Raw genomic sequence first — 25,821 nt, 5'->3', positions numbered from 1 at the left:
ACGGCTTATTGATTCAATGTTTTTGAAATCGCCTCGATAACCCTATCTGCTTGAAATGGTTTAACAATAAAATCTTTAGCACCTGCTTGAATGGCATCGATCACCATCGCCTGCTGTCCCATAGCAGAACACATAATAATCTTAGCTTGACTATTAATTTTTTTGATTTCCTTTAATGCTGTGATTCCGTCCATTTCTGGCATGGTAATATCCATTGTAACTAAATCAGGCATTGTTTCTTTGTACTTTTCAACTGCTTGTAAACCATCTGCTGCCTCTCCTACAACCTCAAAACCATTTTTCACCAATATATCTTTAATCATCATTCTCATAAAAGCTGCATCATCGACAATTAATATTTTTTGAGACATTTTCTATTCCTCCTTGGTTACCTTAACTTTTTAAGACGATCTTGTTGACTGATTATTGAAGTGACCCTTACACCGAAGTTTTCATCTATTACAACCACTTCACCTTTTGCTATTAATCTACTATTTATTAAAATATCTACTGGTTCGCCTGCCAATTTATCTAATTCAATAATTGACCCTTGCGTCATATCTAAAATTTCTCTTACAGATCTTTTGGTACGTCCTAATTCGACTGTTAGCTGCAATGGTATATCTAAGAGCATATCCAAATTATTCGTTTGCTTTTCAGCTGGTTGTTGCGAACCAAACTCTAAAAAGTTGGCCGGCTGAATCTGCGCCTGTACCGCTTGTTTTTGCATTGGCTCAGTTGGTGGTTGATAATAATTAGGCTGACTATATGTATCAACATTTTCAGTAGAGCTATGAGGCATATCACTCATTGATAAAGATGAGCTTGTCTCTTCCATCTGTGCAATCTCTTGCGGTTGTACATCACTTACTTTTTGTTGTTCCATTTCCTTGTCACTTTGTTCTTCAGCTGTTGTTTGTAATAACTCTTTCACTAAGCTTTTGGCAAAGTGATAAGGTAATACTTGCATAATATGAGAATCAATTAATTGACCAATGATGATGCGAAAAGAGATTTTCACTAGAGGATCTTCCCTAGGGATCGTTTCTGTCCCTTCACCTGTCGATAAATTCAGTATATCAATTGTCGGAGGAGATATATCCACCCTTTTCGCAAAAATAGTGGACATTGAAGTAGCAGCTGAGCCCATCATTTGATTCATTGCTTCTTGCACCGCACTTAAATGAATATCTCCCATGTCTGGTGATGGTTGACTTCCATCGCCACCAAGCATCAAATCGGCAATGATCGATGCATCATGTTGATTAATAACAAGAATATTCGTTCCCTTGAACCCTTCTGTATAATTCACCTTAATGGCAACATAAGGATGGGGGAATTCTTCAATTAATTTATCATATTCGATAACAGAAACAGAAGGAGTCGTTATTTCTACCTTCTGATTTAATAATGTAGACAAAGCTGTCGTCGAACTACCAAATGAAATATTACCTATTTCTCCAAGAGCATCTTGTTCAATAAGCGTTAGTTCTTGCCCTTTGTCTTGCTCTTCTGGAGCAGAACGAAAAAATGTTTCGTTCTCGTCTCCCGTTCCTTTTAACAATGCATCAATTTCATCTTGTGAAAGCATATCATTACTCATTTTCTTCTTCTCCTTTCACAAAATCCAAAATTTGTACAGCCATTTTTTTATGGACTTTCCCAGGTTGTCCTGTGAATTTTTGAATTTCGCCAACTTTAATCTGCATCGGTTCGTGAATGCCTTGATCCAATTCAATCACATCACCAATTGTTAAATCTAAGAAATCTTCAATACTAATATCCGTCGATCCTAATTCACATACAACGGGAATACTGGCCATCTCAATATTTTTTGTTAATCGTTCTATCTCTTCAGGCTCTCTGTTCTTTACATCTGATTCAATCCAATATCTTACTGATAACTTTGGCATAATGGCTTCTAATGCCACATGCGGGATACAAATGTTGATCATTCCACTTGCCTCGCCTATTGTGGCAGTGAGAGATATTACGACAACTGTTTCATTAGGTGAAACCATCTGCAAGAATTGGGGATTGACTTCAAAATCTGCATAACTTGGCTCGATGTCTATTACATTGCTCCAAGCCTCTTTCAAGAGAAGAAAAGCTTTCGAAAACGTATTAGACATAATCTTTGTTTCTATCTCTGTTAGGTTTTCTACTTTATTTAAGCTAGATCCTTTGCCACCCATCATGCGATCCATTAATGCGTATGCGATATTGGGATTTACTTCGATCAATATTTTTCCATCAAGTGGTGGAACATCGAAAACATTAAGGATTGTCATTTTAGGAACTGAACTAATAAACTCTTCATACGGAATTTGATCAGTAGATGTCACCGAAATTTGCGCATAAGTTCTTAATTGTGCTGAAAAGTACGTTGTTAATAACCGAGCAAAATTTTCATGAATCCTTGTTATGCTTCTAATTTGATCTTTAGAGAACCTAAGAGCACGTTTAAAATCATATATTTTAATTTTGCGCTCACTCTGTTCCTTTTTCAGTTGATCAGCGTCCATCTCTCCAGTTGAAAGGGCTGATAGAAGCGCATCTATTTCACTTTGCGATAAAACTTCTCCTGGCAAAAAAGTCACCTCCATATCTTTGAATTAAACTCTTATTTTTAAAAGATGAGTAATCTGTCAGCAATTATGTTATTGGAGGATTGATTCAGTTATATAGATTTTTTCAATTTTGCCCGATTCCATCAGGTCATTTATTTTTTTTGTTAAATTTTTCTGTAATAATAGTTGACCATCTTTACCTCTTAAATCATCTGCTTGCATTTCTGATAACTCTTGGATCATTAAGTTCTTCACTTGGAAATCTCTTTTCTCTAACTCTTCTTTCGCCTTTTTACTCTCCACTTGGATAGTAAAAGATATCCGTATATAATCGTCACTTGCTAGATTTGTCGTAATCTGGTCAATAGAGACAGTGCGTTCAAGAATATCATCAATAGAAGACTCGTTTGCATCCTTCGCAAATACATCCGTAAAGTAAAATAACGAACCACTAATTACTAGTAACAATGACAGAATTCCAACGATGAGCCATTTTTTATTCATCTTCACCGTTCTCCTCCCACATAGAATGAGCTTTAATCATACCAACAGCCTGGTAGAACTGCTGAATACTTTCCACTACTTCTAATTCATTTTCCTTCACAACATACTTTTTACCATTGGTAAGTGTGATTGTTGTATCAGGAAATGATTCGACTGTTTCGATATAAAACGCATTTAACCTAAACGATTGACCATTTAATCTCGATAATTTTATCAATTTATTGTAATAGGCAAACCAAAGCTTGCCTAAACCTCCCTTTTTAACGTTTCAAGTTAACTAGTTCTTGAAGAATCTCATCAGACGTCGTAATAATTCTTGTATTTGCTTGGAAGCCTCTTTGGGCAGTAATCATTTCAGTAAATTCTTCTGATAAATCAACATTAGACATTTCAAGTGATCCTGCTGCTAAGCTCCCTCTTCCGTCACCTGCCATACCAATATTAGCCACACCTGAGTTGGCAGAAGCTTGATAAAGGTTATTACCAGCTTTTGTTAACCCTGAGCTATTGCTAAATTTGGCTAAAGCGATCGTTCCAAGAATATCGATAAGACCATTTGAATAGACACCATTAATTTCACCAGATGCACCAATATTGAAGCTTTCCAGTTTCCCTTCCGTATAACCATCAGGAAATACATTGGCATTCGATGCTCCTTCTACTTGTGTAAGTGCAGAAAAATCAAGATTAACTAATAATTGACTTTCATCTTCATCCGTTGCCATATTATCTGTTACACCTGAAGGAACTGGTATTCTAATACCTTCTTTTAACGCATCAGCACCTACGATTTGTCCATTGGCATCAAAGCTTAATGTAAGATTATCCTCAGGTTGGGTTGGTGCCGTAACATTAAACGTCCAAGTACCATCTTCTTTCACATTTGATACATCAATTTGTAAGCCATGGGCGGATAAGACGCCATTCTTAACTTGAGACGCATTTACAGTTACATCACCATCAGGTGTTGAAATCGTATATACATCATCTTTTAACTCAACTTCCCAATCTCCTGTTTGTGTCCCCTTGTAACCTTCTGGATTTTTCACACTAATATTTCCAGCGTCTTCATCTGGATTTGTGATCGTACCAACAGAAGATGGTTTTGGCTCTTCATTAAAAAAGACACCCCAGCTATTGTCGCCCATCTTTTTAAAGTAAACAGTTGACGCATGGGCATTACCATTGCTATCAATTGTTTTTATTTGTTGATTAAATACCGTTCCAATATTCGCATCTTTTGCTAGATTTCCTTGAACTGTGATTGATTCTGTTGTCACTGCAGGAAGGGTGGCATTCACATTTACAACCACATCACCTAATACACCGTTGCTATTATATGCCTGTACTTTTAACCCCTCACTATTCACTAGACTGCCATCATCATCCAAATAAAAATTACCTGCACGCGTATAATACTGGGCCCCACCTTGCTGAACGATAAAGTAACCATCTCCTTCAATGCCCAAATCCAATGCTCTACCGGTCGTTTGCATACTCGATCCAGAGTGAATAACATCGATCGTAGCCAAAGTAGACCCTAGGCCAACTTGTGTTGCATTTCGCCCACCACGTAATTCTGTCGGTGAGGATGGACCAGCCACCATTTGATTCATTGCATCTTTAAATGTGACTCTACTCTTCTTAAAACCAGCTGTATTAACATTGGCGATATTATTACCAATTACATCTAATTTTGTTTGAAAATTCTTCATTCCACTGATCCCTGAATACATTGAGCGTAGCATTGCATTTCCTCCTTTAAATCATCAAATATATCATTTCGCTTTTATTCAATTTTCATAATTTGCTGTGGGGTAATTAATTTTTCAGAACCTGAAATATGAAAATATGTTTGTCCATCTTTAAAGGACACTGACTCCACTTTAGCTATTTGATTTTCCCCTTGATCATCCTGATAAGTAATTTCTTTTCCGATTAATAAACTAGATTGAACTAATGTATTCTCATCAATCGTTGGCTGATTTAGTTCAGAAATATTACTTGGTGATAACTCGGTTCCATCTTCAAGAATAAATGTGACAGTAGAATCTTTGAACTGTATGGAAGCAACTTTTCCAGTTCCTTGCTCAACTTCCACATTAGCCTCATTAGTATTTAATTTATGCCAAGTAATCTCTTTACCTACAAATTGAGAATAAGATAGTAATTGGTTCTGCTCTTGAATGTTGATCATTTCTTCCATACTTGTTGTCAAATTAGTCATTTGTTCTAAAGAAGAAAACTGAGCCATTTGTGATATAAATTCTTTATCATCCATCGGGCTTGTTGGGTCTTGATTTTGAAGTTGAACCATTAATAATTTTAAGAAGTCATCTTTGCCTAATGTATTGCTATTATTGGTATTGGCTGCTTGTGATTGTGATAGCAATAAAGAAGAATCAATACTGTTTGTCATATAACTTACCACCTAAACCTTTAGATTTAATAATTCTGCTTCTAATTCATCGAAGAAAGAGGTTGCTTTATCCTCTTGTTCTTCTCTTCGGTTATGACCATCACCATCTTGATTTGGTTGATTCTTCTCTCTTTGACTGAACGATTCCTCTGCATGCTTTTGTTCTAAGGAGGTTTGATAAATTTCGATCTTATCGACATTGATATTTTGTGAATGAAATGCTTGTCTGAGAGTTTGTGCGCTAGATTCAAATGCATCTTTGGCTGCCTGTGTACTTGCAATAATTCTAGCAATCATCACTTGATCTTTTTGGACAATTTCTATCTTCAATGTGCCTAAATGTTCTGGTGTGAGTTGTATGCTCAGTTTTTGTATCCCATTAACAGTCGTAAATTTGGCACGGGATAAGGTATTCTCAAACTGTTTTACTAATTGTTCTGCCGGAATTGGTTTACCATTTTGTAGAATATGTAATTGCAAAGTATCGTTCTTAGAGATTGCAACCGGATTTGTAGGAACTTGCACAGTCTTTATATCCGGATTTTGATCCTCTATTCCTTTACTAATTGTTGAAAGTATTTCCACTTCTGTTTCCATTTGCTTCTGCTCACTATTTATTAACGTCATGCTTAGTGGTGAATGATTGACCAACTGTTGTGTTCGAAGTTGTGTCTCTCGGGCTTTTAAAGAAATGGATTGAGGTATCGGTACAACTGCTTCGTTTTCTAGTATTTTCACGATGTCTTTTACGAGTCCAGCTAATTGTTGTTGATTAAATGGTGATGGTTCCGTTTGTTGATTCATCATTTGCACAAGCTTTATTGTTTGGAAGACGGCTTTGTTCTGAGTGATAAGGTCAGTTGTTTGTGTTTGTGTTTGTGTTTGCGCACGCCCACCTTCCACTACTGAAACTAACTTTGAAAGAAAATTCTCTCTAGCTTCTGCCGTTTGAAGATCTATAGAAATATCATCTTGATTTTTCAACAATGACTGGATATGAGTAAAAATCAATTCCATCTCTTCTTCTTCAATGTTTAATAACTGACTAGCCTTTTCTACAACTAGCGGTTCATCTCGTAAGTCGATATACATAAACGATTGCCATTCTTCCGGCAAATCTTCCCACTCTAATACTCCGAGAAGAGAAAGCAAATCATCTTGCTTTGTAACTGCATCTTTCGTGACGTCGCTATTCGAACTGACCGTTTCCACAGTTGACAGAACACTCCCTAAAAATTGAGCGAAATCGCCTTTCCCCACCTTCTCATTAGCTGATACTTCTTTAGTAGATTGATGGTTATTATTTATAGGTAACAGTGACATGAGTTCCATGAAACATCTCCCTCTTTATTCAGCGGCTTTCTCATCGTCATCTGTGGTAGAAGTATTTTCTACAGACGCTGTTACCAGGCTTGTAAATGAAGCAGCTTTTGTTGGTTCCATTTTTGCCAGTATATCAGCAAGTACTTCAGGTTTTACCTCTGCCAGGATTCGCACCGCTTCTTCTTCATTCATATTAGATAAAATAGGCGCAGCTTTTTTAGCAGCCATTTCTTCATAAGTTTTAATAATGTCACTAAAAGCCCGCTTATTCTCTTCTTTCATTAAAACTAATTCGTCTACTCTATTTTCTAATCGTGTTTTTTCTTGGCTTGCTTTATTTAATTCATTGTCTTTACTTTCTACTTGATTTTGCAGTTGCTCAATTCTTGCCTCACGGTCATTGACCTCTGCCTCTAGTTCGATCAGTCTATTTTCCATTGTTTGCATCATTTCTGTTTGATCTTCTTCAAAAAGGGTAGATAGAACAGGAACATTTTGACCATACTTTTTCGCCACTTCAAAGATGTTATATCCACTTACAGTTAGGATTAATAATCCAATTGCGATAAGTCCAATTAAAGTGGTGGCAATGATCATAAATATCTTAATGACCGGTCTAGACCTTTTCTCTTTGTGACTTTCCATCTTATCACCTAAAGTTCTTTATGGATAAATTGCTGGATTGAAATATCATCCATTTCAATATTTTCTAATCTCTTCATTTCTGATACGTATTGCATCTTCTTCTTATCTTTAATGACTTCATATTTCTTGTACTCTGTCATTTTTTCTGCAAGCTTTTCTTGATAATAATACATTTGTGTACGAGCATTCATTACTCTTTTTTGATAATGACTAATTGTCTTTTCTAAATTCGAAATAAACTGTTGCTGATAACGCATTTCCACTACTTGTAAACCACTAACTAGTCTTTCAGATTGCAATCTATCTAGATCTTCTTTTTTCTTTAGCAATTCATATAGTTTGGTCGCAGCTTCTTCAAAACGTCTCGTCGCTTGATTATAAATATCCAAAGCTTCATCTTTTTCACGTTCTTTTACATGCATAATTTTCTCAAACTTATATTTAAAAGACATTTGTTACTGTGCTCCTTCTCCAACTAGCGCAAATAGTTGTTCAATTCCATCATCAATCGTCACTTTTTCATCCGTTTGTTGTTTAAGAAAATTTAAAATTTGTGGATATAAAGCAATCGCTCGATCTATTTCTTGTGATGACCCTTTCTTATATGCACCGATATTAATTAAATCCTCTGATTGCCTATAAGTACTAAGTGATTCTCTTAAGCTCTCAGCTGCTTTTATATGCCTCTTACTACTAATTTGATTCATTACACGACTGATACTTTTGAGTACATCTACAGCAGGATATTGTCCTTTATTAGCGAGTTCTCTATCTAACACATAATGACCATCCAATATACCTCTCACAGTATCAGCAATTGGTTCATTCATATCATCACCATCAACAAGCACTGTATAAAAGGCAGTGATAGAGCCCTCTATGGAGGTGCCAGTTCTCTCTAACAGCTTAGGTAAAACAGAAAAAACTGATGGCGTATAGCCTTTTGTTGTCGGAGGTTCGCCAATTGCTAAACCTATCTCCCGTTGTGCCATTGCTACCCGAGTAACAGAATCCATTAGCATCATAACCTTCATGCCTTTGCTACGAAAATACTCTGCAATGGCTGTCGCTGTATAGGCACCTTTTATTCTCATTAATGGCGGTTGATCCGAGGTAGCTACAATGACAATTGAACGTTTTAATCCTTCAGGACCAAGATCTCTCTCGATAAACTCACGGACTTCTCTTCCTCTTTCACCAATTAAAGCGATGACATTAATGTCTGCTTTTGTATTTCTGGCAATCATGCCGAGTAGAGTGCTTTTACCAACACCACTACCTGCAAAAATGCCCACTCTTTGGCCGTTACCAACTGTTAGTAAACTATCAATCAACCGAACGCCTACTTCAATTGGTTCGCTAATGGGTGGTCGCAAGAGAGGATTTGGTGGCTCTTGTTCTGTTGGCACCTCTCTTAATCCTTTTGGAAGTAGAGACCCGTCTAATGGTTGTCCCAAGGAATCAAGGACATTCCCTACAAGAGAAGTCCCAACTTTAATTTCTAACGGTTTTCCTGTTGTTTCTACTAAACTACCAGGTGATATATCAGTAACTGTTGTATATGGCATAAGAATAATATTCTCATCTTTAAATCCGACCACTTCTGCACGTATCTTCCTACTCTTCTTACCTTGCACATGAATATAGCAAACATCACCAATGGAACTAACCGGCCCTTGAGATTCAATCATTAGGCCAACAACTCTCTTGACCCTCCCGTATTTTTTGAAACTATCTGTATCATGAATTTCCTCTAATAACTTATCCAAGTTCATGATGGGTCTCCAACCATTCTGATAGTCTTTCTTTGATCTCGTCTATTTGACTTTTACATGTGGCATCAATTCGACCATTATCTGAATCAATTACACAATCTACTACAGAAAGTTCTTCATCGGGAAGGATATACAGGCCAGCTTCAACAGGTAACATTGCCTTAAGTTCATCCTTATAGCTTAATAACTCTAGATATTTATCAGGATGAACAATAAGTTTAATGTTTTTGTAATGCTTTGCTTCTCTTAATGCGTTTTTTACATAAGATTGATAGTGCTCCGAATGATGAGTTAATTCCGTGGCAATGATTTTTTCTGCTACATTCATACTAATCGTTAATATCGTTCGGTCCGCTGACTGAATAGTTTCTTCATAATCAGTTTTTGCTGCATTAATTATCTCTTTTACTTCTGCTAATCTAGAGGTATATGAGTTAAATCCATCTTCTTTACCTTTACTCATCCCGGTGAGGTAACCTTCCTCATATGCCTCTTTACGTACCAATTCTTGTTCTTCTTTTGCCTTTTCCTTTTCTTCTTGAACTGTTTGATATATGCGATCAGCATGCTGATTTGCCGATTGGATAATTTCTTCCGCTCTCTTCTCTGCTTCATTAATCACCTGGTCATAATAGGCAGACATCTGCTGTGATGGATGATCCTCTGATTGTTTAAACATCGGCCGAATAGAGATTGTTATTTGCTCCTCTTCGCTTAAGTAATCGTGAGTAGAATGTTTAAATAACCTAGACAATAATATCATCCCCTCCGCCTCTAGCGACGATGATTTCCCCAGCTTCTTCCAGTCTGCGTACAATTGCGACAATTCTTGATTGTGCTTCTTCGACTTCTCGAAGTCGAACTGGTCCTAAAAATTCCATTTCCTCTTTAAATGTATCTACAGTACGCTGTGACATATTTTTATAAATAATCTCTTTTACTTCTTCACTAGACACTTTCAAAGAAAGCATGAGATCTTCACTTGCACAATCTCTTATCACTCGTTGAATGGCTTTATTATCAAGCGTAACAATATCCTCAAACACAAACATTCTTTTCTTTATTTCTTCAGCTAAATCTGGATCTTGAATTTCTAATGCATCAAGAATCGTACGTTCAGTTGAACGATCCACGCCATTGAGCACTTCTACTACAGACTCGACTCCACCAGTTTGCGTATAATCTTGTGTAACAGTAGCGGACAGCTTTCTTTCTAAAATTTGTTCGACCTCATTAATAATTTCAGGAGAAGTGCCATCCATTACTGCGATTCTTCTAGCAATATCCGCTTGCGTATTTTGAGGTAATTCCGACAGTATTTGACCAGCCTGCTGTGGTTCTAAATAGGAAAGAATTAACGCAATGGTTTGCGGATGTTCATTCTGAATAAAATTCAATATTTGTGTTGGGTCAGCTTTTCTGGCAAAATCGAATGGTCTCACTTGAAGCGAGGAAGTTAAACGATTTATTATCGCTGTTGCTTGCTCGTTTCCTAATGCCTTTTCGAGCACAGTCTTCGCGTATCCGATACCCCCTTGCGCAATGTAATCTTGAGCAAGAGCGATTTGATGAAATTCATCTAGCACTTCTTCTTTTGCCTCAGTGTCTACTTTTCTTACACCGGATATTTCTAAAGTCAACTTTTCAATTTCTTCTTCACTTAAATGCTTATACACATTAGAAGCAATATCTGGACCTAAAGATATTAATAAAATGGCTGCTTTTTGCCGTCCTGAAAGATTTTTCTTCTCCCTTTTCACGCTTGACTGGCCTCCTAATCTTCCGTAATCCATGTTCTTAGGAGCTTGGCAAAGTCTTCCGGTTTCTCTTTAGCTAGCTTCTCTAATTGCTTGATTCGGATGCTTGCCTCTGTTTCCTTTTCCTGATGTACATCAGGAATAGAATCATTTAATTGCTCTTCCACTTCATACTCTACAATATCTTCTTCTTTCTCTTTTTTATTACGTAAGAATAACCATAGTAATAATATAATTACCAATAATAGTAACCCTACAACCAAATATATCCACCAAGGAATCGTTCCTGTTTCTTCATTTGGAAACTCAACTTTTCCATTGAACTCTTGAACGGAGACAGCTATTTTATTTTGTAGCTCTTCATCGGTTAACGTTTCATCCAATGTGTCTTTATCGATGGATGTACGGATAATGGTTGATAAGATTTGCGTTATATCATTAATCCGATCTTGTGGCAATGAATTTGGATTATTAGCATCAGGTGGTTCCACCATTACTTGAATGCCCAAATCCCTTACTTTATATGGGCTTTCAACAATTTCTTTTCTTATTCTGTTTACTTCATTATTAATTGTTTCTTCTATTTTTTCATAATCGCCGTTGCTATTTGAACCTTCAACATAAGAAGAGCCGAGTGCATCCGCACCATCTTCACTTTGCGGGATACCTCCTTCTGTATCTCCATTCCCTGTAAAGGTTTCTGTTAGCTTTTGTGCACTAATGGCTATTCCTTCCATATTCTCTTCATCTACTGGTTCGACAAGATTTTCTTCTCTATTCTCTTGTGTGAAATCGACATCTGCTGTAACAGACACCACTACTTTTTCTTGACCCATTAATGTAGCTAGCATCGTTTGCACTTGACGTTGGATATCCTTTTCGATTTCTTTTTTTATTTCATGTTGTACAGCAAATTGATTGCCTGTCGAAAATTCTTCACTGTTTTTCAAATCAAAGTACTCAAAGTTTTGATTAGTTATGACGATATTATCAGTAGGTAAATTAGGTACACTTTTAGACACTAAATGATAGAGTGCTTGGATTTGTTGATTTTCAAATTTATAACCTGGATCCGTGTTTAAAACGATAGACGCCGATGCTTGTTCCTCTGTTTCATTTAAAAACACACCAGATTCAGGCATGTTTATCATGACTTTAGCGTTGTTAATACCATCAATACCTTTCATTAACTCTGCTAATTCAGACTGCATCGCATCTAGTTTCATCACGTCAAATTCATTTTCCGTCATCCCGATTCCAGCATTTTGACTAAAAAATGAGTAATCAATATTACCGCTATCTGGGATTCCTTCTGCAGCTAGCTCTACCATGAGGCTATCTACTTGTTCTTCTGGTACTTTAATAGCTGTACCACCTTCAACGATTTCTGACTTAATCCCCTTAGCATCTAAATTTTCCTTTATACTGCCTGTTTCTGAGGGTGTCAGGTTACTATATAGTGGGACTAAGGTGGTTCTGGTCGAAAGAAAAACAATGATACTAATACCAATGATTAATAATAACGGAGCACCGATTATTAAAGCCTTTTGCCCCTTTGTTTTCGCATCCCAGAACGTTCTCACCTTTGTACCATATGCTTGCAAAGAATCTTTCATCTAAAAATCCCCCGATGGTCCTTGGTTATTCATTAGACGAGAATGCATGATTTACACTTGCATTCTCATCATCTCTTGATATGCTTCGACTGCCTTGTTACGCACTTCTAGTGTTAAAGACATGGATACACTCGCTTTTTGAGCGGTGATCATTACGTCGTGGAGATCAACATCCTGCCCCGTAGCAAGCTTTGTCGTCATTTCATCCGATGCTATTTGCCTTTCATTTACACTACCAATTGCATTTTTCAAAGCCGAAGCAAAGCTATTATGTGCATCACTCGGTGTAATCTCTTTTACATTTTGAGCATTATTCGGACTATTTGTATGTACGACGGGAGAGAAGCTATTAATATTCATCTCTTAGTCTCCTTCTTATTTACCTATTTCCAATGCCTTCAAGAGCATATTCTTATTCGCATTAAATACAGTGACGTTTGCTTCATATGAACGTGTTGCACTCATCAAATCTACCATTTCTCTTAATGGATCCACATTTGGCATTTCTACATACCCTTCTGCGTTAGCATCAGCATGAGATGGATTATAGACGAGTTCAAAAGGTGTTTCATCTTCAACAATTCTCGTTACCTTTACACCATTACCTGTTTGACTTTTTTCATTTATTGCGGTTTGTAAAAATGATGAAAAGCCGTTATCTTTCGCTTGAAGCACGACGGATTTTCTCCTATAAGGGTCTTCCCCAGTCACGCTGCGAGTAGAATCAGCATTCGCCATATTTGAAGAGATGACATCCATCCTTAACCTTTGCGCTGTCAGTGCGGAAGCTGTTGTATCCAAACTATGAAAGATAGTCATCAATTATCTACCTCCCTTAATTACGTTTTCAAGTCCATTAAACTTACTACTCATGCGATCAACCAATGCGTTATATTGAATTTGGTTTGCTGCAAGCTCTGACATTTCTTGATCCATATCTACGCTGTTACCACTTTCGTTATATGTTACATTTTTCTTCGTTAAGACTGTGGTATTTAAATTAGATGGCGTCAAATCAAAATGCCTTTCATCCGTTTTATATGTATTCATGTTAGATAATGCGGAATCAAAAGCAGATTTGAAGCTTACATCCTTCGCTTTATATCCTGGGGTGTCAACATTCGCGATATTTTGCGAGATCACCTTTTGTTTTGTCGATGTTTGTTGAATTGCGTTTTCAATAATCGACATGGATTGTGAGAAGACTTTCACAAACTTCACCTCGTTTTTTCCAAAATTCTCCCCAATTAGCACTTACTAATAAATTCATCTATCATCATTGTAAAGAATATGAAATAATAAGTCTATGACCTAGAAGGGTTTTTTGGTAATTCTTTTGTCCTATTTTCGACATTTTTCTTCCTAGGTATAAATACGCTTCATTTTTCCGTTTTTTTTAAAACGCTATTCATTATCAGTTGAATCAAGCGTTCGAATATATTATTTAATAGGTATAAAGAACTATAATGATTATGTTTATTAAAAATAGGTTTAAAGTTCTACTTTATTCGTTATTACTTTATTATTTCGTTCGTAATAAAGTTGTAACACAGAAAAATTTGACACCATAAAAATAACACGGTAACGCATCACTGCGTCTCCGTGTTATTTTTAAACTTTTTTTATTTTACTTCTTAGTTAGATTTTAATTTTTCTAATTCGAAAAGGAATTTATCGTTCAATACTTTAATATAAGTACCTTTCATCCCTAATGATCTTGATTCAATTACGCCAGCACTTTCTAATTTTCTTAGTGCATTAACGATAACAGAACGTGTGATTCCTACTCTATCGGCAATCTTTGAAGCAACTAATAGACCTTCTTTTCCGTCTAACTCTTCAAAGATATGCTCAATTGCTTCTAACTCACTGTATGATAAAGAGCTAATCGCCATTTGTACAACTGCTTTACTTCTAGCTTCTTCTTCAATTTCTTCTGCTTTTTCACGAAGAATTTCCATACCTACTACTGTAGCACCATATTCAGCTAAAACTAAATCATCATCTTCAAAGGCATCTTCCACTCTTGCAAGAATGAGGGTACCTAAACGTTCTCCTCCACCGATAATAGGAACAATTGTCGTTAAGCCAGCGCCAAATAACTCCTTATTTTCGATAGGGAATGCAGTATATTCACTATTCACATCTAAATTAGATGATGTCTCTTGAATGTTAAATAAGTTTTTAGTGTACTCTTCTGGGAACTGACGATCTTCAAGCATTTTCTTCATTCGCTCATTTTCGATTTGTTGATTCGCAGCATATCCTAATAGTTTACCTCTACGGCTTACTACGTAGATATTTGCTTCGATAACAACACTTAAAGTTTCTGCCATTTCTTTGAAGTTAACTGGCTTACCTGCAGCCTTTTGTAGCATTGCATTAATTGTTCTTGATTTTTTTAATAAATTCATTGATTTTTCCTCCTATAACTTTGGAACATTATTTCAATCCCTTGAATGTTTCGTTACTTTTTTTTTTGCTAAGATTTGCTTGATTAGGAGTACAATGAAATTTCATCAAATAAGGATTATAATATAAATTGACTTAAATCTTTATTCTTAGAAATTTCCCCGAGCTTCTCTTCTACATATTGTGGCGTAATCACAATCTTCTCTAATGTTACCTCAGGCGCTTCAAACGAAAGGTCTTCAAGCATTTTTTCCATAATCGTTTGCAATCGTCTTGCTCCAATATTATCGGTATTTTGATTTACATCATAAGCAAATTCTGCAATCCTACGTATAGCATCGTCAGAAAATTCAATTTGTATACCTTCTGTTTCTAATAAAGCTTGATATTGTTTGATCAAGGCATTATCAGGCTCAACTAATATTTTCACAAAATCATCCACAGTTAATTTTGTCAATTCGACTCTAATTGGGAAACGTCCTTGCAATTCAGGTATTAAATCAGACGGTTTAGCGGTATGGAATGCCCCAGCTGCAACGAATAAGACGTGATCGGTTTTTACTGTACCATATTTCGTTACAACAGTTGATCCTTCAACGACAGGAAGAATATCTCTTTGCACACCCTCGCGAGAAACATCTGCTGAGGAGCCACCTGAGTTTTTACTTGCGATTTTATCAATTTCATCGATAAAGATCATACCAGATTGCTCTGCTCTATAGATGGCTTCAGAACCTACTTCATCCATATCAATAAGCTTTTGTGCTTCTTCGTTCGTTAAAACTTTTCTAGCTTCGCTTACTGTAAGTTTTCGCTTCTTCTTTTTCTTTGGCATTAATCCACCAAGTGCATCTTGCATATTCATCCCCATTTGTTCCATACCCGAACCTTGGAGCATATCAAACATAGACGGTTGCTGTTCTTCTATTTCAACAGTGATTATTTCATCTTCTAGCTCTAAATTTTCAAGCTTTGTTTTCACTACTTTACGCTTTTGCTGAATTGACTGATCATCTTGTTGCTCATGATCGCTCTCTTGTTGATCATTCCCACCACCAAAAAACATTTCTAATGGGTTCTTATAATTGGCGGACTTTTTATTACTAGGTACGAGCAATTCGACAATGCGGCGATTAGCATTTTTCTCTGCTATTTCTTGCACACTTGCTACCTTTTCTTCTTTCACAAGTCGTACAGATGTCTCAACTAAATCTCTAACCATAGATTCTACATCTCTACCTACATAACCCACTTCAGTGAATTTCGTTGCCTCTACCTTAACAAATGGAGCACCAACTAATTTCGCAATCCTTCTAGCAATCTCAGTTTTACCAACTCCTGTTGGTCCAATCATTAAAATATTCTTAGGACTTACTTCATCACGAAGCTCTTCATGCAGTAGGCTTCTACGATATCTATTTCTTAATGCAACTGCTACAGCTTTCTTGGCATTTTTTTGACCGATTATGAACTGGTCAAGTCTTTCGACAATTTGACGGGGTGTTAAACTTGTCATTTTAACCATTTTAGCACTCCTTTGTTTTACAGTTCTTCCACAATAATATTGTGGTTAGTATATACACAAATTTCTGCAGCCATTTCAAGCGAAGCTTTTGCAATTTCCCGAGCTGTTAAATGTTCACCTGCAAATCTCTTTAAAGATCGACCTGCTGCTAATGCATAATTACCACCTGAACCGATTGCTAGTACACCATCGTCAGGTTCAATGACTTCACCTGTTCCTGATACGAGTAATAAACCGTCTTTATTCATAACAATTAAAAGCGCTTCTAGTTTCCGAAGAACCTTATCGCTTCTCCACTCTTTAGCAAGCTCTACAGCCGCTCTCTGCAAGTTACCGTTATATTCTTCAAGCTTTCCTTCGAACTTCTCGAATAAAGTAAATGCGTCGGCAACAGACCCTGCAAATCCGGCGATCACTTTGCCATTTGCAAGCTTTCTTACCTTTCTTGCAGTATGTTTCATGACAACCGATTCACCAAATGTAACCTGTCCATCTCCAGCCATTGCATATTCGCCATTGTGTTGTACTGCAAAAATTGTTGTTGCATGAAATTGTGACATGTTTATTCCTCCTTTTGGAGTATGTTAATAATCCACTATAGACTATATATGAGTATGACTATTCGTTTATCCATCATATAGTTAAACTTCTTTAAAATCTATGCTCTAGGATGATACTGATTATATGTCTTTTTCAAGTAATCAGGTGTAACATGTGTGTAAATTTGCGTTGATGAAAGAAAAGCATGACCTAAAAGCTCTTGAACTGTTCTCATATCAGCCCCATTTGACATTAAATGTGTAGCAAATGAATGCCTAATCTTATGGGGATGGATGCCACCTTCTAGAGACGACTTTTCAATCAATTTATTTAATATACCTCTTATACCGCGGTCAGTTAATGCGCCACCACGGTGGTTTAAAAATAAATGGTTGCTCTTCTCTTTTTGGAGTTTTAGACGTCCATCATGACAATATTTTAAAAGAGCATCGTGAGCAAAACTTCCGAATGGTATGTATCGATCTTTTTTCCCTTTTCCATGAATAAGAATAACGGAAATATCCAAATCAATATCACTCAGCTGTATAGAAGCACATTCAGCTACCCTTATGCCTGTTGCATACATCACTTCTAAAATCGCCATATTTCTTTGGCCAAGTGCTGTATCTACCTCTACACTATTAAAGAGTTGTTCCATCTCTTCTTCATAAAAAAACTGCGGTAGTCTTTTATCACCTTTTGGGATGGATGTTAATTGGAAAGGATTATCGTTAACCATACCTTCTCGTACTAATAACTTAAAAAAGCTTCTTAAGCAGGAAATTTTACGAGCAATAGTCTTTCGAGCTAAACCTTCTTGATAAAGCTTTGTTAGAAATAATCGAACATCCATATATTCGACATCATTTAACATTTTCAAACCTTGTTCAGCCATGAACATAAAAAATCCTTTTATATCCGTCTGATAATGCTCAATTGTATATTGTGAATAATTCTTTTCGATTTGTAAATATTCGATAAATAACTTTAAAGAAATGTTCACATTTTCGCTCATTTTTTGTACTCACCTCACAAGGGCTTCATCATACTATCATATTTAAGCAACCCACGCAAGAAAATTTACATATTTTTCACAAAGTTCTGAATTGTCTCTAATGCTCGATTAGCATGTTGTTCATTTCTCTCCTGCTTACCTTTAATTCTTTTTTCTAACTCTGGGAATAAACCAAAATTGGCATTCATAGGCTGGAAATTCTTCGGATTGGCATTAGCAATATATCTTGCCATACTCCCAATAGCAGTCTCAATCGGAAACTCTACTGTTTCTTGCCCTTTCACAAGTCGGGCAGCATTAATCCCTGCAATTAACCCACTAGCAGCTGATTCAACATATCCTTCTACGCCAGTCATTTGCCCAGCAAAGAATAAAGATTCTCTATTCTTGAATTGATAAGTTGATTTAAGCACTTTAGGAGAATTAATAAAAGTATTTCTATGCATGACACCGTATCTTACAATTTCAGCATTTTCTAAACCTGGTATTAAACGAAGTACCTCTTTTTGTGGCCCCCATTTTAAATGCGTTTGGAATCCAACAATATTATAAAGTGTACCTGCTGCATCATCTTGACGTAATTGAACAACAGCATATGGCCTCTTCCCTGTTTTAGGATCCTCTAAACCAACAGGTTTCATCGGTCCAAAGAGCATTGTTTTCTTTCCACGAGATGCCATCACTTCGATAGGCATACAACCTTCAAAAAAGATTTCCTTCTCAAATTCTTTTAACGGCACAGTTTCAGCATTAATTAACGCTTCGTAAAATACATTGAACTCTTCCTCGTTCATCGGACAATTTAAATAAGCTGCTTCCCCTTTATCATAACGAGATTTCAAATAGACTTTATCCATATTAATGGAATCTTTTTCGATAATTGGTGCCGCTGCATCATAAAAATAAAGATAATCTTCCCCAGACAGTTCACGTAGTTTTTCAGAAAGTAATTCACTTGTTAATGGGCCTGTCGCAATAACAGTAATCCCTTCAGGAATATCCGTTACTTCCTCATTTATCACTGTCACATTCGGGTGATTCTTCACTGCTTCAGTTACCCTCGCAGCGAAGTCATGGCGGTCAACAGCTAAAGCACCACCTGCAGGAACTGCACTTTCATCTGCTGAAGAAATAATCACAGAATTTAATTGTCTCATTTCTTCTTTTAATACACCTACAGCATTCGTTAAATTGTTGGCTCTTAAAGAATTACTACAAACTAATTCAGCAAATTTATCTGTATGATGAGCTGCTGTTTGTCTAACTGGTCTCATTTCATATAAGCGTACTTGAATGCCTCGTTTAGCAATTTGCCAAGCGGCTTCACTTCCAGCTAACCCAGCCCCAACTACGTTTACTACCTGTTCAGTCATTAATTAATTCTCCTTACTTATTGTAAAATAATTTATATCATTCATTTAATTGTTCGTTTTAACTAAATCATAAACGAGTGTAATCTTTTAATCCCAAATTGCATTGTACAATATTACAAAAAAATTTGAAAGCATAAAGTATTTTTTTAACCGTTGTCTATCTCAAAAAATCATTTGTCCATCCACTGTGTGATTTTACCGTTTTTTCATAGAATACATGATGTTATTGCTTTCAGTCTCTTAACCATCTTTACCACAATCATCGCATTTTTATCATCTCATTTGATAACATTTCATTCTAATACTTCACAAAAACTTCAAATTGTATTTTGATTCCATCATTCATTATTACTGATATAGAACAGTTATAAGATATTAAATAGTTAGTTGTTTTTAAAATAGGAACGACGATTTATCTTTACTTTCATATTCACATCTCTCAAATTCAATTAAACAAGATCTTTATATGACTTCGAAAAAAACCCTATCTTCTTTAAAACCAATTCGTTTTTTTGAACACACAAAAATATGCTTTTAATATAAAAAAAACGAACAATTAATATAAATAATTAATAATTGTTCGTTTCTATGTGCACATATACTTTTTTATTAGGAATGAGCAAACCATTGCTCACTTCAATTTATCCTTGTTTCTCTTCTTTATAGTCGCAGTCAACACACTGTACTTGTACACCCTTTTTCAGTTTTTTCTCAACAAGTAGTGATTCACATTTCGGACAGCTTCTTGCTATCGGCTTATCCCATGAAATAAACTCACACTCAGGGTAGCGGTCACAACCATAAAAGATACGGCGCTTTTTGCTTTTTCTCTCAATGATATTACCTTCTTTACAAGTAGGGCATTTCACACCGATTTCCTTCACTATTGCCTTTGTATTGCGACACTCTGGAAAGTTACTGCAAGCCATAAACTTGCCATAGCGTCCCATTTTGTATACCATCGGGCTTCCACATTGTTCACAATCTTCTCCCGCAGGTTCGTCTTTAATTTCTATTTCCTGCATTTCTTTCTCTGCTACTTCTAATCGTTTTTCAAAACCTTGATAAAATTCATCAATGATTTTAACCCAATTTTCTTTTCCCTCTTCAATATAATCCAGATCTTGTTCCATTTTTGCAGTAAATTCCACGTCTAATATCTCAGGGAAAAACTCCATTAATAGTACGGAAACAACTTCTCCTAATTCAGTTGGCACAAAACGTTTATTATCTAATGTGACATAGCCGCGCTTCTGAATTGTATCTAACGTCGGTGCAAAAGTTGATGGTCTACCTATACCTAGTTCTTCAAGCGTTTTGACTAACCTTGCTTCAGTATATCTTGGAGGTGGTTGAGTAAAGTGTTGTTTCGGTTCGATATCCTTCTTAACGACTTTATCTCCCTCTTTTAAATTAGGAAGCATATTAGATTTTTCTTCCGTCTGATCATCTGTTCCTTCGACATAAACTTTCATAAACCCAGGGAACTTAATCTTTGAACCATTTGCTCTAAAGGTCACTTGACCGTTGATTAAATCAACACTCATTGTATCCATTATGGCAGGAGCCATTTGACTAGCAGTAAAACGTTCCCAGATTAAACGATATAAACGAAGCTGATCTCTTGAAAGATGCTCTTTCAGCGAATTCGGTTCCCTTAATATACTGGTAGGTCGGATGGCTTCATGTGCATCTTGAGCATTAGCGTTTTTCTTTTCTTTTCTTTTTGATGCTGGCAAATACTCTTTGCCATATTGGTTTGTAATATAATCCACTGCTTCACTTTGAGCAACTTCAGATACTCTCGTAGAATCCGTTCTCATATAAGTAATTAATCCGATTGTACCTTCTTTTCCCAAATCAATACCTTCGTAAAGCTGCTGAGCAAGCATCATTGTTTTCTTTGCTCGGAAATTTAATTTTCTTGCTGCTTCCTGTTGAAGAGAAGATGTAGTAAAAGGAACTGCAGGGTTTCTCTTTCTCTCCTTTTTCGTTACATCTGTTACTTCAAACTCATTATTCTTTAACTCTTTTAAAACAACTTGCACATCTTCTTCAGATTTCAACTCAAACTTCTTACCATTTAGGGCAAAAAAGCTTGCATCAAAAGTAGATTTACCTTTGACAAACTCTCCATCTATGCTCCAATATTCTTCTGGTTCGAATTTGTTAATTTCCTTTTCTCTATCAAGGATTAAACGAACGGCAATTGATTGTACACGACCGGCGCTAAGCCCTTTTTTAACCTTTTTCCATAGTAGTGGACTAATATTATAGCCCACTAACCTATCTAGCATTCTTCTTGCTTGCTGGGCATCAACTAAATCCATATTAATCGCTCTTGGATGTTTAAAAGATTCTTTAATGGCATCTTTTGTGATTTCATTAAATACAACACGACATTTTGAATCAAGATCCATATCTAAGCTATGCGCCAAATGCCATGCAATTGCTTCCCCTTCGCGATCGGGGTCAGCTGCGAGATAAATTTTCTTCGCTTTTTTTGCAGCTGTTTTTAACTCTTTTAATACGGGTCCCTTACCGCGAATCGTTATATATTTTGGTTCATAATTATTTTCAACATCTACACCCGTCTGGCTCTTAGGTAAATCCCTTACATGCCCCATGGATGCTTTCACTTTATATTTTTTCCCCAAGTATCTTTCTATTGTTTTTGCTTTAGCTGGGGATTCTACGATTACTAGAAAATCTGACATCCAGTTGTCCTCCTCAAGAGGGAATAAATTTGCTAAACCCGCTGTTTCTTTCATTTAAATAAATGTTTATTCTTATTTATTGACCATTTTCTACCTATTTAAATGCTCAATCGTATTTGTTCTTCGAAATATCCACTATTATTAATCAATTTATTTAGCTTTGTCAAATCTAAACCGCTACTATCGCCTCTCCATTTGCTGTCATACAAACAAACTTCTGAAGCAAAATGTATAACAGTTTTTCAATAATTTCAACCTTTTTCATAAAAATTCCTGTAAAATTTATGATTTTTGCCCCTAATATACCAGCTCTTCTATAATATCTTCCGCTGAAAGTATTAATTTCGCACCATTTTGAATCAGTTCATTCGTTCCTGAGAAAAAAGGTGAAAGAATGCCTCCTGGTACCGCAAACACATCTCTACCTTCTTGAACAGCAAAGTTAGCAGTAATAAGAGAACCACTTTTCCTTTTTGCCTCAATGACTAAAGTCGCACGGCTAATACCACTAATTATGCGATTTCTCATTGGAAAATGCCATCTTTCCGCTTTTGTATGCGGTGGGTACTCTGATAACACTAGATGATTATGAGACATTTGCTGAAATAAATGGCGGTTACCAGTTGGATACATATTAAAAAATCCACTTCCCAATACACCAATCGTATGCCCACTCAAGTGCATAGCTACCTTATGAGCATGGGCATCTACTCCTTTTGCTAAACCACTTGCGATAATAAATCCTCTTTTTATGAGTGTGGGAAAAATTTCTTCGATGACTCTCGCTCCGTATTCAGTCATATTTCGACTTCCGACAACAGAAAGAATTGGTTTCATATTGAGTAACGACAAGTCTCCTTTTGCATAGAGAAACCAAGGTGGCTGATACGTTTCTCTCAAAAGCTTAGGATAATTTTCATCCATAATAGAAATGATTTTTATGTCGTTGTATACGTACTGTGAAAGTAGCTCTTCCATGTTTAAGGTAAGAATTTCATCATTAATTTTCTTTCTCGTATCTGCATTTAGGAAGTGAAAATAAGGGAGAGGGTTTGGTCGCTGAAAAGAGATGGAGGAAAGGGTGGGATCTGCTTTTACAATTTGATATAGCGTTTTCCACGATACAGATCGACAATGATGGAGAGTAAGTAGTTTAGTTGTCATCAAATCATTCATAAGAACGCACTCCTTTTTTCTGAATTTTAAGTATATTATTTTATTTAATAAAGTCCCCTTCTTTAAAAAGGGGACTTTATCTATTAATTAATGCGTTTTACATTTATCATAAAGATCAGTTTCTTTTAACACTTTAATAAGTGTTTCACCCATTACTGAAGGTGTATCAGCTACTTGTATTCCGCACTCATTCATTACACGGATTTTTTCATCAGCTGTTCCTTTACCACCAGAAATAATCGCACCAGCATGGCCCATACGTTTTCCTGGAGGCGCTGTACGACCACCAATAAAGCCAACAACTGGCTTAGTCATGTTCGCTTTTACCCACTCAGCAGCTTCTTCTTCTGCAGTACCACCGATTTCACCAATCATGATAACTGCATAAGTTTCAGGGTCATTATTAAACTCTTTTAGTACATCGATGAAGTTTGTACCATTAACAGGATCTCCACCAATACCTACAGCAGTTGTTTGTCCAATTCCAGCTTCTGATAATTGGTGCACTGCTTCATAAGTTAATGTACCAGAACGTGAAACTACACCCACATGACCTTTTTTGTGAATGTATCCTGGCATAATACCAATTTTACATTCATCTGCTGTAATAACACCAGGACAGTTAGGTCCAACTAGACGCGTTTTCTTACCTTCCATGTAACGTTTCACTTTCACCATATCAAGTACTGGAATGTGTTCTGTGATACAGATAGCAAGATCTAATTCAGCATCAGTTGCTTCCATGATTGAATCTGCAGCAAAAGGTGCTGGGACATAAATAACAGATGCAGTCGCACCAGTTGCTTCAACAGCTTCTTTCACAGTATTAAAAACAGGTACACCTTCGACTTCCATGCCACCTTTACCAGGAGTCACACCGCCGACAATTTTAGTACCATATTCAAGCATTTGTTTTGTATGGAATAGCGCAGTTGAACCAGTAATTCCTTGTACAATCACTTTTGTATCTTTATTAATAAATACGCTCATGTTTTTTTCTCCTTCCTGATTTCCGTATCTCAAAAATAATAACTAAGGCACTATGCCCATTATCACTTTTTTCGCCATCTACCTATAGGTCTTATCCTACAAGTGATACGATTTTTTGCGCTCCGTCAGCCATAGAGTCTGCTGCAACGATTTCAACATCAGATTCAGCAAGAATTTTCTTACCTAAGTCCACATTTGTACCTTCTAAACGTACAACTAGAGGAACTTCTAATCCAACTTGTTTAGCCGCTTCAACAACACCTGTAGCAATAACATCACATTTCATAATTCCGCCAAAGATATTAACGAAAATACCTTTAACATTTTCATCAGAAAGGATAATTTTGAATGCTTCAGTTACTTTCTCAGCAGTCGCACCGCCCCCAACATCAAGGAAGTTTGCCGGATCGCCGCCATAATGCTTGATAATGTCCATTGTAGACATAGCAAGGCCCGCACCGTTAACCATACAACCAATGTTACCATCAAGTGCGATATAGCTTAAGTCATATTTAGAAGCTTCAATTTCTTTTGTATCTTCTTCTTCTAAATCACGCATTTCTAAAATGTCTTTACGACGATATAATGCGTTGCTATCGAAGTTTAATTTTGCATCAAGGGCCATTACTTTACCGTCCCCTGTTACAACTAATGGGTTAATTTCAGCAATTGAACAATCTTTTTCTACATATGCTTGATAAAGACCCATCATAAATTTAACAGCTTGGTTTACAAGCTTTGTAGGGATATTAATATTAAAAGCAATACGACGTGCTTGGAACGCTGTTAATCCAACAACTGGATCAATTTCTTCTTTGAAGATTTTCTCTGGAGTAGCTTCTGCTACTTCTTCAATTTCTGTTCCGCCTTCTTCAGAAGCCATTAGCGTTACGCGAGAAGTTGCACGGTCTAAAACTAGTCCAACATAATATTCTTTTTGAATGTCGCAACCTTCTTCAATAAGCAAACGTTTTACTTCTTTTCCTTCTGGTCCTGTTTGGTGAGTAACAAGCGTTTTACCTAGAATTTCTTCAGCATATGTACGCACTTCTTCCAAGTTTTTAGCTACTTTTACTCCGCCAGCTTTTCCACGTCCACCTGCATGGATTTGCGCCTTTACAACACAAACGTCAGTACCTAATTCTTTTGCGGCTTCTACTGCTTCTTCAACAGTGAATGCTACTTTACCATTTGGTACTGCAACCCCGTATTGTCTGAGGACTTCTTTTCCTTGATACTCATGTATATTCATTTCCCATCCTCCTAACTAACTCTTCAAAAAATTAGACTGCGTTTACATTTTATATAATGTGACAAAAGTTGTCTACTGTATTAGCTGAAATATTCAATCAGCTGATTCAATACTTATTCAAAAAAAGTGCTTTAAGCCTTTATCTCATCGCATTTTTTCTATTTCAAAAAAATATTATTGTTTCAACTACTTTGCCTTTTCAAAAAGATGAA

General features: G+C 36.3%; 26 protein-coding genes. All 26 read right to left on the bottom strand.

Annotated elements, in window-relative coordinates:
- Positions 1–5: 5 nt before the first annotated feature.
- The gene (locus MKX67_RS10175; protein WP_095369520.1) at positions 6–371 is read right to left on the bottom strand and encodes a response regulator; all 366 of its coding nucleotides are present in this window, start codon (positions 369–371) and stop codon (positions 6–8) included.
- Positions 372–388: 17 nt separating this feature from the next.
- Entirely contained in the window at positions 389–1,603 is a 1,215-nt protein-coding gene (fliY, locus tag MKX67_RS10170) for a flagellar motor switch phosphatase FliY (protein WP_322909232.1), read from the bottom strand.
- Positions 1,596–2,591 carry a flagellar motor switch protein FliM gene (fliM, locus tag MKX67_RS10165; protein WP_322909231.1) on the bottom strand — a complete coding sequence of 332 codons (996 nt, stop codon included), beginning with the start codon at positions 2,589–2,591 and terminating at the stop codon, positions 1,596–1,598. Before fliM ends, fliY begins: the two co-directional genes overlap by 8 nt.
- Positions 2,592–2,660: 69 nt before the next feature.
- Positions 2,661–3,074, bottom strand: a complete 414-nt coding sequence (gene fliL / locus MKX67_RS10160; RefSeq protein WP_095369523.1) for a flagellar basal body-associated protein FliL — start codon at positions 3,072–3,074, stop codon at positions 2,661–2,663.
- A complete protein-coding gene (locus MKX67_RS10155; protein ID WP_095369524.1) occupies positions 3,067–3,291 on the bottom strand; it encodes a flagellar FlbD family protein in 225 nt (74 codons plus the stop codon). The genes fliL and MKX67_RS10155 overlap by 8 nt, the downstream gene beginning before the upstream one ends.
- Before the next feature lie 43 nt (positions 3,292–3,334).
- Positions 3,335–4,759, bottom strand: a complete 1,425-nt coding sequence (locus tag MKX67_RS10150) for a flagellar hook protein FlgE (protein WP_342489271.1) — start codon at positions 4,757–4,759, stop codon at positions 3,335–3,337.
- 104 nt (positions 4,760–4,863) lie between these two features.
- On the bottom strand, positions 4,864–5,493 hold the full coding sequence (gene flgD / locus MKX67_RS10145) for a flagellar hook assembly protein FlgD (RefSeq protein WP_095369526.1): 630 nt from the start codon (positions 5,491–5,493) through the stop codon (positions 4,864–4,866).
- 12 nt (positions 5,494–5,505) lie between these two features.
- The gene (locus MKX67_RS10140; RefSeq protein ID WP_322909230.1) at positions 5,506–6,825 is read right to left on the bottom strand and encodes a flagellar hook-length control protein FliK; all 1,320 of its coding nucleotides are present in this window, start codon (positions 6,823–6,825) and stop codon (positions 5,506–5,508) included.
- Positions 6,826–6,840: 15 nt separating this feature from the next.
- The gene (locus MKX67_RS10135) at positions 6,841–7,461 is read right to left on the bottom strand and encodes a hypothetical protein (RefSeq protein WP_095369528.1); all 621 of its coding nucleotides are present in this window, start codon (positions 7,459–7,461) and stop codon (positions 6,841–6,843) included.
- A gap of 8 nt (positions 7,462–7,469) precedes the next feature.
- On the bottom strand, positions 7,470–7,913 hold the full coding sequence (gene fliJ, locus MKX67_RS10130; RefSeq protein ID WP_095369529.1) for a flagellar export protein FliJ: 444 nt from the start codon (positions 7,911–7,913) through the stop codon (positions 7,470–7,472).
- A gap of 3 nt (positions 7,914–7,916) precedes the next feature.
- Entirely contained in the window at positions 7,917–9,236 is a 1,320-nt protein-coding gene (gene fliI, locus MKX67_RS10125) for a flagellar protein export ATPase FliI (RefSeq protein WP_095369530.1), read from the bottom strand.
- The gene (gene fliH / locus MKX67_RS10120) at positions 9,223–9,990 is read right to left on the bottom strand and encodes a flagellar assembly protein FliH (RefSeq protein ID WP_322909229.1); all 768 of its coding nucleotides are present in this window, start codon (positions 9,988–9,990) and stop codon (positions 9,223–9,225) included. Before fliH ends, fliI begins: the two co-directional genes overlap by 14 nt.
- Entirely contained in the window at positions 9,983–11,029 is a 1,047-nt protein-coding gene (gene fliG, locus MKX67_RS10115) for a flagellar motor switch protein FliG (protein WP_095369532.1), read from the bottom strand. Before fliG ends, fliH begins: the two co-directional genes overlap by 8 nt.
- The gene (gene fliF / locus MKX67_RS10110) at positions 11,011–12,609 is read right to left on the bottom strand and encodes a flagellar basal-body MS-ring/collar protein FliF (RefSeq protein WP_307314433.1); all 1,599 of its coding nucleotides are present in this window, start codon (positions 12,607–12,609) and stop codon (positions 11,011–11,013) included. Before fliF ends, fliG begins: the two co-directional genes overlap by 19 nt.
- 51 nt (positions 12,610–12,660) lie before the next feature.
- The gene (fliE, locus tag MKX67_RS10105) at positions 12,661–12,969 is read right to left on the bottom strand and encodes a flagellar hook-basal body complex protein FliE (protein WP_095369534.1); all 309 of its coding nucleotides are present in this window, start codon (positions 12,967–12,969) and stop codon (positions 12,661–12,663) included.
- Between the two features lie 15 nt (positions 12,970–12,984).
- Positions 12,985–13,428: a flagellar basal body rod protein FlgC gene (gene flgC, locus MKX67_RS10100; RefSeq protein WP_095373475.1), complete on the bottom strand. Its 444-nt coding sequence runs from the start codon at positions 13,426–13,428 to the stop codon at positions 12,985–12,987.
- A 3-nt stretch (positions 13,429–13,431) separates the two neighbouring features.
- Positions 13,432–13,821 carry a flagellar basal body rod protein FlgB gene (gene flgB / locus MKX67_RS10095; protein ID WP_095369535.1) on the bottom strand — a complete coding sequence of 130 codons (390 nt, stop codon included), beginning with the start codon at positions 13,819–13,821 and terminating at the stop codon, positions 13,432–13,434.
- Positions 13,822–14,243: 422 nt separating this feature from the next.
- Positions 14,244–15,023, bottom strand: a complete 780-nt coding sequence (codY, locus tag MKX67_RS10090; protein WP_095369536.1) for a GTP-sensing pleiotropic transcriptional regulator CodY — start codon at positions 15,021–15,023, stop codon at positions 14,244–14,246.
- A gap of 116 nt (positions 15,024–15,139) precedes the next feature.
- Positions 15,140–16,546 (bottom strand): HslU--HslV peptidase ATPase subunit, encoded by a 1,407-nt coding sequence (gene hslU, locus MKX67_RS10085; RefSeq protein WP_095369537.1) that lies wholly within the window; start codon positions 16,544–16,546, stop codon positions 15,140–15,142.
- A 17-nt stretch (positions 16,547–16,563) separates the two neighbouring features.
- On the bottom strand, positions 16,564–17,106 hold the full coding sequence (gene hslV, locus MKX67_RS10080) for an ATP-dependent protease subunit HslV (RefSeq protein ID WP_095369538.1): 543 nt from the start codon (positions 17,104–17,106) through the stop codon (positions 16,564–16,566).
- Positions 17,107–17,204: 98 nt separating this feature from the next.
- Positions 17,205–18,101, bottom strand: a complete 897-nt coding sequence (gene xerC / locus MKX67_RS10075; RefSeq protein WP_322909228.1) for a tyrosine recombinase XerC — start codon at positions 18,099–18,101, stop codon at positions 17,205–17,207.
- Positions 18,102–18,166: 65 nt separating this feature from the next.
- Positions 18,167–19,474: an FADH(2)-oxidizing methylenetetrahydrofolate--tRNA-(uracil(54)-C(5))-methyltransferase TrmFO gene (gene trmFO / locus MKX67_RS10070; RefSeq protein WP_095369540.1), complete on the bottom strand. Its 1,308-nt coding sequence runs from the start codon at positions 19,472–19,474 to the stop codon at positions 18,167–18,169.
- Between the two features lie 641 nt (positions 19,475–20,115).
- A complete protein-coding gene (topA, locus tag MKX67_RS10065; RefSeq protein ID WP_322909227.1) occupies positions 20,116–22,191 on the bottom strand; it encodes a type I DNA topoisomerase in 2,076 nt (691 codons plus the stop codon).
- A 297-nt stretch (positions 22,192–22,488) separates the two neighbouring features.
- A complete protein-coding gene (dprA, locus tag MKX67_RS10060; protein WP_095369541.1) occupies positions 22,489–23,367 on the bottom strand; it encodes a DNA-processing protein DprA in 879 nt (292 codons plus the stop codon).
- Between the two features lie 87 nt (positions 23,368–23,454).
- Positions 23,455–24,357, bottom strand: coding sequence for a succinate--CoA ligase subunit alpha (gene sucD, locus MKX67_RS10055; protein ID WP_095369542.1), 903 nt, complete (start codon positions 24,355–24,357; stop codon positions 23,455–23,457).
- A gap of 91 nt (positions 24,358–24,448) precedes the next feature.
- Entirely contained in the window at positions 24,449–25,609 is a 1,161-nt protein-coding gene (sucC, locus tag MKX67_RS10050) for an ADP-forming succinate--CoA ligase subunit beta (RefSeq protein WP_095369543.1), read from the bottom strand.
- Positions 25,610–25,821: the final 212 nt, after the last annotated feature.

The organism is Cytobacillus sp. FSL W7-1323, assembly GCF_038595015.1.
Lineage (GTDB): Bacteria > Bacillota > Bacilli > Bacillales > Cytobacillaceae > Cytobacillus > Cytobacillus kochii.
The sequence above is the reverse complement of the archived record's forward strand: the minus strand, read 5'-3'. Positions and strand labels throughout refer to the sequence as shown.